The sequence below is a fragment of the Nocardia amikacinitolerans genome (genome assembly GCF_900215415.1).
In the GTDB taxonomy this organism is placed as follows: Bacteria; Actinomycetota; Actinomycetes; order Mycobacteriales; family Mycobacteriaceae; genus Nocardia; species Nocardia amikacinitolerans.
On sequence record NZ_OBEG01000001.1, the window covers coordinates 1,329,255 to 1,342,034 of the forward strand.

The 12,780-nt window shown below is 70.0% G+C and carries 12 protein-coding genes; 2 read left to right on the plus strand and 10 right to left on the minus strand.

Features of this window, described 5'->3' with window-relative positions; all coding sequences use genetic code 11:
• Positions 1 to 150: 150 nt before the first annotated feature.
• The 3 genes from CRP45_RS06245 to CRP45_RS06255 all read right to left on the minus strand — a co-directional run bounded on the left by CRP45_RS06245 (position 151) and on the right by CRP45_RS06255 (position 3,096).
• The gene (locus CRP45_RS06245) at positions 151 to 1,656 is read right to left on the minus strand and encodes an acyl-CoA synthetase (protein ID WP_245909944.1); all 1,506 of its coding nucleotides are present in this window, start codon (positions 1,654 to 1,656) and stop codon (positions 151 to 153) included.
• Between the two features lie 14 nt (positions 1,657 to 1,670).
• Positions 1,671 to 2,513, minus strand: a complete 843-nt coding sequence (locus tag CRP45_RS06250) for a p-hydroxycinnamoyl CoA hydratase/lyase (RefSeq protein WP_067783033.1) — start codon at positions 2,511 to 2,513, stop codon at positions 1,671 to 1,673.
• Between the two features lie 106 nt (positions 2,514 to 2,619).
• On the minus strand, positions 2,620 to 3,096 hold the full coding sequence (locus CRP45_RS06255) for a MarR family winged helix-turn-helix transcriptional regulator (protein ID WP_245909945.1): 477 nt from the start codon (positions 3,094 to 3,096) through the stop codon (positions 2,620 to 2,622).
• A gap of 109 nt (positions 3,097 to 3,205) precedes the next feature.
• Between CRP45_RS06255 and CRP45_RS06260 the strand changes: the two genes are divergently transcribed.
• On the plus strand, positions 3,206 to 4,666 hold the full coding sequence (locus tag CRP45_RS06260; RefSeq protein WP_097244157.1) for an aldehyde dehydrogenase family protein: 1,461 nt from the start codon (positions 3,206 to 3,208) through the stop codon (positions 4,664 to 4,666).
• Positions 4,667 to 4,729: 63 nt separating this feature from the next.
• On the opposite strand, the gene pcaC is transcribed toward CRP45_RS06260, so the two are convergent.
• From pcaC to CRP45_RS06295, 7 genes are read right to left on the minus strand one after another with little or no spacing between them, the layout of a single operon-like run.
• Positions 4,730 to 5,113, minus strand: a complete 384-nt coding sequence (pcaC, locus tag CRP45_RS06265; RefSeq protein ID WP_179830772.1) for a 4-carboxymuconolactone decarboxylase — start codon at positions 5,111 to 5,113, stop codon at positions 4,730 to 4,732.
• Complete coding sequence (gene pcaD, locus CRP45_RS34475; protein WP_097244158.1) at positions 5,103 to 7,310, minus strand: 3-oxoadipate enol-lactonase; 2,208 nt, start codon at positions 7,308 to 7,310, stop codon at positions 5,103 to 5,105. The genes pcaC and pcaD overlap by 11 nt, the downstream gene beginning before the upstream one ends.
• A complete protein-coding gene (gene pcaG / locus CRP45_RS06275; RefSeq protein ID WP_097244159.1) occupies positions 7,303 to 7,848 on the minus strand; it encodes a protocatechuate 3,4-dioxygenase subunit alpha in 546 nt (181 codons plus the stop codon). Before pcaG ends, pcaD begins: the two co-directional genes overlap by 8 nt.
• Complete coding sequence (pcaH, locus tag CRP45_RS06280) at positions 7,841 to 8,569, minus strand: protocatechuate 3,4-dioxygenase subunit beta (RefSeq protein WP_097244160.1); 729 nt, start codon at positions 8,567 to 8,569, stop codon at positions 7,841 to 7,843. The genes pcaG and pcaH overlap by 8 nt, the downstream gene beginning before the upstream one ends.
• A complete protein-coding gene (locus CRP45_RS06285) occupies positions 8,569 to 9,321 on the minus strand; it encodes a CoA-transferase subunit beta (RefSeq protein WP_097244161.1) in 753 nt (250 codons plus the stop codon). The genes pcaH and CRP45_RS06285 overlap by 1 nt, the downstream gene beginning before the upstream one ends.
• On the minus strand, positions 9,318 to 10,133 hold the full coding sequence (locus CRP45_RS06290; protein WP_097244162.1) for a CoA transferase subunit A: 816 nt from the start codon (positions 10,131 to 10,133) through the stop codon (positions 9,318 to 9,320). Before CRP45_RS06290 ends, CRP45_RS06285 begins: the two co-directional genes overlap by 4 nt.
• Positions 10,126 to 11,301 (minus strand): 4-hydroxybenzoate 3-monooxygenase, encoded by a 1,176-nt coding sequence (locus CRP45_RS06295; RefSeq protein ID WP_097244163.1) that lies wholly within the window; start codon positions 11,299 to 11,301, stop codon positions 10,126 to 10,128. The genes CRP45_RS06290 and CRP45_RS06295 overlap by 8 nt, the downstream gene beginning before the upstream one ends.
• A 164-nt stretch (positions 11,302 to 11,465) precedes the next feature.
• Here CRP45_RS06295 and CRP45_RS06300 point away from each other — a divergent pair, with 164 nt between their 5' ends.
• Positions 11,466 to 12,689 (plus strand): lipase family protein, encoded by a 1,224-nt coding sequence (locus CRP45_RS06300; RefSeq protein WP_097244164.1) that lies wholly within the window; start codon positions 11,466 to 11,468, stop codon positions 12,687 to 12,689.
• Positions 12,690 to 12,780: the final 91 nt, after the last annotated feature.

Below are 12,780 nucleotides of genomic sequence, written 5' to 3' on the forward strand. Positions count from 1 at the left end.
CCCGGTTCCGTGCCGGGCGCAGCCGGTTCCGCGCCGGGCGCAGCCGGTTCCGCGCCGGGCGCAGCCGGTTCCGATGCCGGGCACAGCGCACGGCCCCTCGATCCCGGGTGCGGATCGAGGGGCCGTGGGGTGCGGCAGCGAGCGGGTGGCTCAGCCGTACTGCTTCTTGACTTCCGTCTTGCGGATCTTGCCCGAGCCGGTGGTCGGCAACTCGTCCACGAAGACGACCGAGCGGGGAATCTTGAACCCCGCCAAGCGTTCCCGCAGGAAGGCGAGCAGTTCGTCGGCGTCGGGCTGTGTCCCTTCCCGCGCGACGACGACCGCTCGGCCCACCTCACCCCACTTCTCGTCCGGGACACCGATCACCGCGCAGGCCGCGACCTGCGGGTGATGGGCGATCTCGTTCTCCACCTCGGCGGGATAGATGTTCTCCCCGCCGGAGATGATCACGTCCTTGACCCTATCGACGATGTAGGCGTAGCCGTCGGCATCGACGGTGGCCACATCGCCCGAGTGGAACCAGCCGTCGCGCAACGCCTCCGCGGTGGCATCGGGCCGGTTCCAGTACCCGCGCATCACGTTGGGCCCGCTGACGAGGACCTCGCCGCGTTCCCCCGGCGCCACCTGCGCGCCCTCGGCGTCGACGATGCGTACATCGGTGAAGAACGACGGCACACCCGCCGAGCCGAGCTTCGCTTCGGCGTGCGCCCGATCCAGGACGAGCACGCCCGGCGCGGCCTCGGTCATCCCGTAGCCCTGGACGAAGCCGAGGCCGCGTTCGACGTAGCGGGCGATGGTGGCATGCGGCACCGGGGCGCCACCACACAACAGGATTCGCAGGCTGGACAGATCGGCGTCGGCCCAGCCCGGCTGCGCGGCGAGCGCGTCGAACATCGTCGGCACGCCGAACATCCAGGTGACCCGCTCCCGCTCGATCAGCTCGAGCACCCGCGCCGGATCGAACTTGGCCAGCAGCACCACTCGCCCGCCCTTGAGCAGGGTCGGCAGGCAGATCATGCCGAGCGCGGCCGCGTGGAACAGCGGCGCGGCCACCAGCGACACCTCGGCACCGGTGACATCGCTCTCGACGAGCACGTTGAGCGCGTTCCAGGTGAGGTTGCCGTGGGTGAGCACGGCGCCCTTGGGCCGCCCGGTGCTGCCTGAGGTGTACATGATCAGGCAGTCGTCGTCGAGGCCGACCTCGACCTCGATCGGTTCGGCCGATGCGGCGGCCAGTAGGTCGTCGTAGCCGCCTGCGCCACCGACGCGCACGATGCCGAGGGCCGCGGCGCCGGGCAGGGCCGCGACCGCGGCATCGTGCTCGCAGTGGTGCACGAGCACGCGCGCACCCGAATCGGTGAGTGCGTACTCGATCTCCGCCACGGCCGACCGGTTGTTCAGCGGCACGAAGACCGCGCCGAGCCGACCGGCGGCGAAGAGTATCTCCAGGTAGACGGGATGATTCGGGCCGAGGTACGCGACACGGTCCCCGGCGCCTACGCCGAGCGCACGCAGGACTTGCGCGGCGCGGTCGACCCGCTCGCGCAGCTGCGCGTAGGTGATCTGCCGATCGTCCGCGGTGACGGCGACGGCCGTCGGTGTCATCCGGGCGCGGCGCGCGGGCCACGACCCGAGTCCCCGATTCCGCACGTTCATCCCTCTCCTCGCGGCTATTTGGACGGGTCGAAGGCGCCGAGGCCGGGACGGTAGGTCTTGTCGTCGAGGAACTGACTCAGACCCTTCTCCCGGCCGCCTTCGACATCGAGTGTCCGCGACTGGTCCAGCTTGGCGTACAGGTAGTCCTCGGACTGCGCCCAGGTCATCTCGGCGGCGAACTTGTAGCCGACCTTGGCGGTGTGCAGCACCACCTGGTTGAGGCCGGCCAGCTTCAGCGCCAGCTCGCGGGTCCGGCCGCGCAGCCGATCGGCGGGCACCGCCTCGTTGACCAGCCGCATCTCGGCGGCGCGCGCACCGTCGAAGGGCTCGCCGGTCATGATGTAGTACAGCGAGTCGCGCTGGTTCACGGTGGCGGCCATGGCCTTGGTGACCACCGACCCCGGCGGAATACCCCAGTTCACCTCCGACAGGCCGAACTGTGCCTTCTCGTCGGCGATGGCGAGGTCGCAGGCGACCAGCGGGCTGAAGGCGCCGCCGAAGCACCAGCCGTTGACCATCGCGATGGTGGGCTTGGCGAAGTAGGACAGCCGCCGCCACTGCCATTCGGTGCTGGCCCGGCGCGCGCGGTGCTGCGCCGCGACCGTGCCGGCGGCCTCGATCTGGCGGAAGTACTCCTTCAGATCCATTCCGGCGGAGAAGGATTCACCCGCACCGGTGAGGACGAGCACGCGGCAGCGGTCGTCGTACTCGAGCACGTCGAGGGTCGCGCACATCTCGTCGTTGAGAGTCGGGTTCATCGCATTGCGCTTCTCGGGCCGGTTGAGCGTCACCCACGCGATGCCCTCGTCGAACTGCACGTCGACGGTGTTGCCCCACGGTTCGGTGCTGGTGTCCATCGCACATCCTTTATCAGTATTGCTGATGATTGCGGGGACAGGTCTACCCCACCGGATCCGGTCCGTCAATACCTGTTTCCACTCCCGGTATCGACGCCGGAATCGTTCAGGCGGTGGGCATTTCACCCAGATCGCGAGCGCCCGCCTCGGCGGCGAGGGTGGCGGTGCCGTGCGCGAGCACCGCGCGGAATTCCGCGCGACGGCGCGGGCTCAGACCGTCGAGCAGCTTGCCTTCGATCGCGGTGACCAGCGGCCCGGCTTCGCGCAGGACCTCGCGCCCGTGGTCGGTCAGGGTGGCCACCAGGACCCGCCGATTGGCCGGGTCGCGGTGGCGCAGGATCAGGCCACGCTCCTCCATCGTCTGCACCATGACGTTCATGGTCTGCGGACGCAGGAACGACCGGCGCGCCAGTTGCGCCGAGGACAGGCCGCTGCGGCGCTCCAGCACGGTCAGCGCGGTGTATTGCAAGGTGGTCAGCCCCAGCGGGCGCAGCGCGTCGTCCATCAGCGCGCGCACCGCCAGTTCCAGTTGCTTGATCAAGTAGAGCGTCGATGGTGCTTCGGATTCCGGCCGATCGGTCACCGGGCCATCTTTACACCGCGCGACCGTCCGGCAGCGCGTCCGCGCCCTTGGCTTCCATTCAATGAAAGTGCCGTAGTGGCACCGGCCACAGAAGGCCGATCGTGGCGCCATGCCCATTTCTCGTGCTCTTCTGATCGGCGGCAAGGAGGTTCCGGCCACGTCGGCGCGGACCACGACCGTGACCGATCCCTGGTCGGCCACCGTCTACGCGACGGTCGCGGCCGCCGCACCCGCCGATGTCACCGCCGCCGTCGACGCCGCCGACTCGGCGTTCACCGTGTGGGCCGCCATGCCGGCGTTCGAGCGCCGCGCGATCTTCCTGCGCGCCGCCGACCTGCTGGACGCGCGCGCCGAACAGGCCATCGCGCATATGGCGGGCGAGGTCGGCGGCGCGGCGCCGTGGGCAGGCTTCAATGTCATGCTCGCCGCCAACGTCTTTCGCGAGGCCGCCGCGGCGCTCACCGCGCCGCGCGGCGACGTACTGACCTCGGGCGCGCCGGGTGTGCTGAGCATGGCCGTGCGCGAACCGCTGGGTGTCGTCGCGGCGTTCGCGCCGTGGAACGCGCCGATCATCCTGTCGGCGCGAGCCGTCGCCGCGCCGCTGGCCGCGGGCAACACCGTGGTGCTGCGGCCCAGCGAGGCCGCGCCGATCTCGAGCGGGTTGCTCGTCGCCGACGTGCTGCACGAGGCGGGGCTGCCCGCCGGTGTGCTCAATGTGGTCACCAACGATCCCGCGGACGCACCCGAGATCGCGCGCACGCTGATCGGCGACGAGCGGGTGCGCGCGGTGAACTTCACCGGTTCGACCGGGGTCGGCCGGATCATCGGCACCCTCGCGGCCGAGCACCTCAAGCCCGCCGTGCTGGAGTTGGGCGGCAAGAACTCGATCATCGTGCTCGACGACGCCGACGTGGACTACGCGGTCGGCGCCGCGGTGTTCGGCGCGTTCGCCAACTCGGGCCAGATCTGCATGTCGGCCGACCGGGTGCTGGTGCACGAGTCGCTGGCCGCGGAGTTCACCGCGAAGTTCGCCGACGCGGTGGCCGGACTGCCGACCGGCGATCCGTCCGATCCGCGGACCGTCATCGGCCCGCTGGTGAATCCCGCTGCCGCCCAGCGCATCGCGGGCCTGGTGGCCGACGCGGTCGCCAAGGGCGCGATGGTACTGGCCGGTGGCGGCGAGCCGGAGGGGGCGCTGCACCGCGCGACCGTGCTGACCGGTGTCACCCCCGCAGCGAACCTGCACCACGACGAGGCCTTCGGCCCGCTGTGCGTCATCGACACCTTCGCCACCGACGCCGAGGCGGTCGCCATGGCCAACGACACCGAGCACGGCCTGTCGGCGGGCATCATCACCGAGAACGCCACCCACGGCCTGCGTGTGGCGGCCGGCCTGCGCACCGGCATCGTGCACATCAACGACCAGTCCGTCGGCGACGAGCCGCAGGCGCCGTTCGGCGGTGTCCGCAACTCCGGTTACGGCCGTTTCGGCGGCCGTTGGGGCATCGACGCGTTCTCCAACACCCGCTGGGTCACGGTAGCCACCGAGCAGCTACCGTTCCCCGGCTGAACTCGGTCGGCAGCGCGCGAAAGCCCGGCTCCTCGTGAGAGCCGGGCTTTCTGCGTGCCTGCCCTATTCGGCGGCGGATTCGCGCAACACCCGGTCGGCGATGGCGAAAGCACTGTTGGCCTTGGGAATTCCCGAGTAGGGGGCGGTGTGCAGGAGCACCTCGCCGATCTCGGCTTCGGTGAGGCCGTTGCGCAACGCGGCCCGCACATGCATGGCGAGCTCGTCGTGACAGCCGAGTGCGGTCAGCACCGACAGCGTTATCGCACTGCGGGTGCGGCGGTCGAGACCGTCGCGCGTCCACACACCGCCCCACGCGGCCGCGGTCAGGTATTCCTGGAACGGCCTGGTGAATTCGGTGGTTCCGGCCTCCGCCCGGTCGACGTGCGCGTCCCCGAGGACGGCCCGTCGCACGGCCGTTGCGGCGTCGGTGTTCGGATCACTGGTCACGAGAACTCTCCTGGAGGTGGTCGGCGATGGCGGTCAGGAACGGGCCGGGTTGTTCGACGGTGCCCAGGTGCGCGGCGTTGTCGATGATCCGGAACCGGGCACCGGGGATGCGCTCGGCGATCGCCTTGCCGTCCTCCGGCGGGAACGCCGGGTCTCGCGCCGTCGACAACACGAGCGTCGGCGCCGTGATCGCGGGCAGTTCGTCGAGCAGGTCGATCTCGGCGATCGCCTCGCAGCAGGCGGCGTAGCCTTCGGCGGGCGTATCGGCGGTGAGCAGTCGTTTCCCTGCGACGAACACCGGGTGCGCCGCGGCGAACTCCGGCGTGAACCACCGGCTCACACTGGCGGTGGCGATGGCGGCCATCCCCTCGGCCCGCGCCTGCGCGGCCCGAGTGCGCCAACCCTGCGGATTCCCCGGTCGCGCCGAGGTGCAGCAGGCGACCAGCCGCCGCACCCGCCGGGGCCGGTGCCGCGCAAGCCACAGCCCGGTCATCGCACCGAGCGAGATCCCGACGACGTGCGCCGACTCCACCGCGTGCCGATCGAGAACCGCTTCGAGGTCACCGCCGAGATCGCCGAGCGAGTACGGCCCGAGTGGGACCGGCGAATCGCCGTGTCCCCTGGTGTCACATCGGATTACCCGAAAACCCTTGTCGGCCAACGGCCGCACGTAGTCGTCCCAGATCGACAGGTCGCTACCGAGCGCGTTGACTAGCAACACCGCCTCGCCCGAGCCATCCCCGTAGCTCTCGCTCCGCAGCTCGACCGGCCCGGTTGTGCGCGGTCGGGCGCTGACGGCCGGCTCGGCACGTCGGCGGGCGGCGCCAAGACGCGACAGGTCCGTGTCGAGGCTCGTGTTCCCGGCGCTCTGCCGACCCGCGTGTCCGGCCAGCGCTCGGCCGACGAAGATCGGTGTACTGCCGAGGTAGGTGGACGGTTCGAGAAGCGCCTCGATCTCGCCGCGATCGAGCAACCCGGCCAGTCTCGGGTGCGCCCGCAACGCGTCGGCGAAGGTGAGCCTCCCGTCGGCTCGGGCCACGCACTCCCCAACCACCTCGTGTGCTGGCAGCCTGCCCAGCTGGGGAATCAGCGCGGTACTCACCCGTTCGGCCAGCAGCGCACCGCCGGTTGCCGCCAGATTGCGGCGCATCCGCACCGGGTGTATCCGCAAGCGGGACAGGCTGGTCCGCAGCCACCACACCGCCGATCCGGTGCTTCGGAGCAGTTCGGTGAAGGGCTGCCATTCGGCATGCCACGACCCCGCGCCGCGTTGCAGGTCGGGAGCGGCGGCCAACAGGGTGGCGACGAGACCGGGCGCCTGCGCGGCGGCGGCCACGGCGCAGACCGCGGCGATCGGGTTCCGTTTGTGCGGCATGGTCGAGGAACCACCGTGGCCGGGCGCGTGTTCGGACACTTCGCCGATCTCGGTTTGCGACAGCAGCGTGAGGTCGCGGCCGATCTTGGCCACGGCGGCGGCGAGAGTGCCGAGCGCACCGGCGGTTTCGGTGATCCGGGTGCGGTCGGTGTGCCACGGCAGTTCGGGTTCGGCGAGGTTCAGACGCCGCGCGAAGGCGGACGACGTCGCCGGACCGTCCGCGCCGAGGGACGCGAGAGTGCCTACCGCACCGCCCAATTGGACGGCGAGCTGTTCCACCCGTACCTGGGTGAGACGGTCGGCCGCCGCGCCGAGTGCCGACAACCATCCCGCGGTGGTGAGCCCGAAGGTGATCGGCAGGGCCTGCTGGAGCAGGCTCCTGCCGACAGCGGGGGTCGCGGCATGCTGTTCGGTCAGCCGCGCCAGCTGCTCGGTACACGCGGCGAGATCCGCGAGCAAGGCGTCGATGGAGCGCGCGGCGATCAGCATCGCGGCGGTGTCCATGATGTCCTGGCTTGTCGCGCCGAGATGGACGACCCCTGCCGCGGCCGGATCCGCGACCCGCGCGGTCAACGCTCGCACCAATGACGCCGCAGGGTTGCCGACTCCTGTTGCCGCCGTGCCGATTTCGGACGCGACGTAGAGCTCCGGCTTGCAGGCGTCGGCGATCGCCTCGGCGTGCTCGGCTGCGATCACGCCCGCGTCGGCGAGTGCCCCCGCCAGGGCTGCCTCGGTGTCGAGCAGGGCAGTCAGCCAGGCGGCATCGCCGGTCTCCGCGGCCACCGGGCCCGCGGCACGCAGCGGCCCGAACAGCTCAGACATCGAAGAACACCGTCTCGAGCTCACCTTGGAGGCGGATGTCGAAGACATACCCGTCGTCGACCCGCCGCGCGAGCAACCGCTCCCGGCGGGCCGGTTCGATCGAATTCAGCACGGGATCGGCGGCATTGGCGGCGCCGAACTCCGGAAAGTAGATCCGGGTGACCACGCGGTGCAGAAGTCCGCGGGCGAAGACCGACACGTTCAGATGCGGCGCTTGCATCGCCGCGCCGCGAGCCGGAACTCGCGGCGGGACAACGGTATGAATGGCGTACTCGCCGTCGCGAGTGTCACTGCGTCCGAAACCCATACGCGCCGAACGAGCTCGATCGAGCTCGGCGCGCGCGGTGTGGTCGACCTGCCAGGTCTCCACCAGCGCGTCGGTGATCGGCTCGCCCGCGCCGTCGAACACCTCGCCGCGGATCCACACCGCGTCCTCGGTGCCCACGGGCGCCGCGAATGCGCCGTCGGGCCAGGTCAATCCGATGTGCAGATAGGGACCGACCGTTTGGGACGGGGTCGAGAGCAGGTGTTCAGTCATCGTGCGGCTCCTCGAACGGGGTGGCATCACGCCCACGCAGGACGATGTCGAACTCGAAGTTCATCGCCCATTCCGGCTGTGTCCCTTGGAGACTGAACCGGGATATCAGGCGGTTTCTCGCCGCTTCCGGTACCGCGTTGAAGATGGGGTCCTGGGCGAACAGCGGGTCGTCGGGGAAGTACATCTGGGTCACCAGTCGCTGGGTGAACGCGCGGCCGAACACCGAGAAATGGATGTGCGCGGGCCGCCAGGCGTTGTCGTGGTTGCGCCACGGGTAGGCGCCCGGCTTGATCGTGGTGAACGAATAGCGGCCCTGGTCGTCGGTGAGGGTCCGCCCCGCGCCGCTGAAGTTCGGATCGAGGGGGGCGGGCCAGCGATCACCGGTGTGCCGGTAGCGGCCCGCGGCATTGGCCTGCCAGATCTCGACGAGCGAGTGCGGAATCGGTTTGCCGTCGCCGTCGAGCAGCCTGCCCGTCACGATGATGCGCTGCCCCAGCGCCTCACCCGCGTGCTGCCGGGTGAGGTCGGCGTCGTTCGGGCCGAGGCGATCCTCCCCGAACACGGGGGCGCTCACCTCGGTGAGCAGATGCGGCAGCACGACGAGCGGCCGGGTGGGATGCCGCAGCGCGGTGGAGCGGTAGGCCCGCTCGTCCAGAACCGGGTGGGTGCCCGGCGGGTCGGGACGGTAGACGATGCCGTCCGGCGAATCCGATCGGTTCATCACGCCTCCCGCAGCGTCCGCAGGGCCGACAGCTCGGCCACGGTAGGCGGCGCGGTGACCGACAACTCCGCCGCCACGCGGAGTTCCCATCCGGTCGCGGCGGCCACCTGATCAACAGTCACGCCGGGGTGCAAGGCGGTCAGGATCAGCTCACCGGTCTCCGGATCAGGCCGCAGGACACCGAGATCGGTGATCACCGTGGTCGGGCCCGCACCGCGAAGGCCGAGTCTCGCCCGGTCGCCGAGGCCGCGACCGTGTCCGACCGAGGTGACGAAGTCGACCCGGTCGACGAAACTGCGCTTGCTCTGGCGGGTCACCACGAACACCTCGCCGCACGAGGCCGCGATCTCGGGTGCGCCGCCCGCGCCGGGCAGGCGGACGGCCGGATCGGCGTAGGCCCCGATCACCGTCGTGTTGATATTGCCGTACCGATCCAGTTGCGCCGCACCGAGAAAGCCGATGTCGATGCGCCCGGCTTGGAGCCAGTAGTTGAACATCTCCGGCACACCGACCACCGCGTCGGCGGTGTCGGCGAGAATCCCGTCACCGATGGAGGCGGGCAATCGGTCCGGCTTCGCGCCGATCGCGCCGGATTCGTAGATCAGGACGAGATCGGGTGCGTGCATACGCCGAGCCAGATTGGCTGCGGTAGAGGGCAAGCCGATGCCGACGAAGACACGCTGACCACCGCCGAGGGCGCGCGCCGCGGCGATCGACATCATCTCGTCCGCGCTGTATTCGAGCGTTGTCATGCCGTCGCCTCCGCATCGGTCAGTTCTTTCAGCCACCGCTGGAACGCTTCTCGGTCGCGTCCGATCGGGTCCCACTCGGCGTAGGCGGCGTTGTCTCGTTCGTAGTAGCCCTGCGCGTACGAAGGCCACGCGCCGCCTGGGACGACGGCCACCGCGCCGATGACCCAGTGCGGCAACACGATCGCACCGGACGTCGGGGTCAGCTCGTCGACCAGTTCCTCGACGGTCACCAGGGCGGCGCGCGCGGCGAGCACCGCTTCCTTCTGCACGCCGAGCAATCCCCACAGCTGCACGTTGCCGTTCCGATCCGCCCGTTGCGCGTGGATGATCGTGACGTCCGGGTTCAGCGCGGGCACCGCGGCAAGCCGCTCCCCGGTGAACGGGCAGTCGATGAACGCGACGGTCGGGGTGACCCGCGCGAGATCGGTTCCCGCGTACCCGCGCAGCACCGCGAACGGCAGCCCGGACGCACCCGCCACATAGCGGTTCGCCATGCCCGCATGACTGTGCTCCTCGATCTCGAGCGCGCGCGGCCACTGCTGCTGCACCGCCTCCCGGAACCGGTGCAGCGAGCCGACACCCGGATTCCCGCCCCACGAGAAGACGAGCTTGCGCGCGCAGCCTGCCCCGATCAGCTGGTCGTACACCAGGTCCGGGGTCATCCGCACCAGCGTCAGATCGCGACGGCCCTGCCGGATGATCTCCTGCCCCGCAGCCATCGGAATGAGATGGGTGAAACCTTCCAGCGCGACGGTGGCGCCGTCGTGCACCAGCGCGCGCACGGCATCGGCCAGCGACATGATCTCAGCCATGGACGCCTCCCGCGATCGGCAGGCCGGCGTAGTTCTCGGCCAGTTCCCTTGCCGCCGCGGCGGAGTCCGCGACCCGGCGCAGCTGTGCGAGCTGTAGTTGCGCGTCGAAGTCGTCGCCGTGGCGGTGCAGCATGCTGGTCATCCACCAGGAGAAGTGCGTGCAGCGCCAGACCCGGCGTAATGCGGTGTCGGAGTAGGCATCCGCGAGTTCCGGCGATGCGTCGACGAGCAGTGCGACGAGAGCGTCGGCCAGCACGGAGACATCGGCGACCGCGAGATTGAGCCCCTTCGCCCCGGTCGGCGGCACGATGTGGGCGGCATCGCCGGCCAGGAACAGCCTGCCGTGCCGCATCGGCGTGGTGACGAAGCTGCGCATCGGCAACACGCTCTTCTCCAGCACCGGACCGGTTTTCAGGTCCCAGCCGTCGAGGTGCAGCCGGGACGCCAGCTGCTCCCAGATCCGGTCGTCGGACCACTCCTCGATCCGCTCGGCCGGGTCGACCTGCAGGTAGAACCGGCTGACAGTGTCGGAACGCATGCTGTGCAACGCGAAACCGTCCTCGTGCCAGGCGTAGATCAGCTCGTCCGTCGACGGCGCGACCTCGGCGAGCACGCCGAGCCACGCGAACGGGTAGGCGCGCTCCCAGCTGCGGCGCCCCGGCATGGCCCGCTTGCTCGGTCCGTGGTAGCCGTCGCAGCCGACGACCACGTCCGCGTCGATCCGCTGCGCGACACCGTCGGCGTCACGGAAGGTGACATAGGGCCGGTCGGTCGTCAGGTCGTGCAGCGCGACGGCATCGGCTTGGTAGAACGCCTGTTGACCTGCCTTTTCACGGGCGGCGAGCAGATCCTTGGTGACCTCGGTCTGCCCGTAGACGTAGACGGCGCGATTGGCCGACTCGACGAAGTCCAGATGCCTGCGCTCCCCCGGCCACTGCAGATAGATTCCTCGGTGCTCGATAGCCTCGGCCGAGAGGCGTTCGCCCACACCCGCTTTCCTGAGCACGTCGACGGTGCCCGACTCGAGGATTCCCGCGCGGATGCGGGAACTCACATGGTCGGCGGTCTGTCGTTCCACGATCACCGAATCGATGCCCGACAGGTCGAGCAGCTGCGCAAGCAGCAGCCCGGCCGGACCGGATCCGATAATCGCGACTCGGGTTCGCATGATGGTTCGAACTCCTCATCTGGGCTGGTAGGTGGGCCAAGAATGTCCCCGTGACCAGCCGTGACACCATGTGGTCTTCCATTCAATGGAAACCGGGCGCCGCCGCACCGCGCACCGATGATGTGCTGTGACCCACACCATTCCCGCACCAGGAGGAGCATCAGATGACCGGCCACCGACGCGGCGCGTTTCGGATCGCGAGCACCGCGCTCGCCCTCGCCGCCGCATTCACCCTCACCGCATGCGGCAGCTCGAACGACGACGCGGCACCGGTCCAGCTGACGGCCGAGGCGGGCCCGGCGGGCACCACGTTCTGGGACGTCGCCGACCAGCCGCCCGCCGATGCCGAGCCGGGCCAGATCCACTGGGTGCAACCACGATCCGACGCACCGGCGGGCGCGCAGGGCTGGAATGTCGTCTACGTCTCCGAGATCAGCCCCGGCGTCAAGGCCTACGTTTCCGGCGAGATCTACGCGCCGGTCGGCGGCTCCGACGGTCCGCGCGACCTGGTCCTGTGGAACCACGAGACCACCGGACTGCCCGACAACTGCGCGCCGTCGCGCCGCAGCCTCGGCGCGGGTGCGGAGTCCAGGGTGCCCGGCATCGAAGCGCTGCTCGCCCAGGGCAATGTGGTCGCGATGAGCGACTACCCGGGCCAAGGCCTGCCCGGACCCGCGTACTACATGGTCGGCGAGGTGAATGCCCGCGCCTCCTTGGACATGCTGCGCGCGGTCCGCACGCTGCCCGAGCTGAACACCTCGAACCGATACGTCGAATACGGCTGGTCGCAGGGTGGCGGTACCACCATGCACGCCGAGTCGGTCGCCCGTAGCTACGCGCCGGAACTCGAAGGCATGGGCGCCGGCCTCATCGCCCCCGCGGTCCGGATTCGCGACCTGACCCTGAACTCGATGAAGGGCCCCGAGAACGCGGGCTATGTCATCGCGACGCTGCCCGGTATCAAGGCCGCCAACCCGGACCTGCGCTACGCCGACTTCCTCCAGCCCAATGCGATGGAGATGCTGCCGGTACTCGCCGACGGCTGCTACGACATGTGGACCGCCGCTCAGCCGCTGCGCGACTACTACAAGCCCGAGGCGATGGCGGCGGGCGCTCCCTGGTCGAACGCGATGGCCGAGGCCGACGACTTCCGTCCCGCGGGCACCATGCCGTTCACGATCTACCAGGGCGCCGAGGACATCACCACTCCCGTCGAGCTCACCACCCGCGAGCGCGCCGCGCTGTGCGCGGCCGGTTCGGCGGTCGAATACAACGAATACCCCGGCCTCGACCACGAAAGCGTCGTCGCTCGCGGCGCCGAGGGGTTCCCCGCGTGGGCAGCCGACCGCTTCGCGGGCAACCAGGCGCCGAGCAACTGCCCCGCCTGAGGTCGGCGCGGCGACAACCCGGCGTGGCGGCATTCGGGCTGGCGTACTGGCGACCGCTTCGCTTATAGTCGAATTCGACTAGACGAACTCG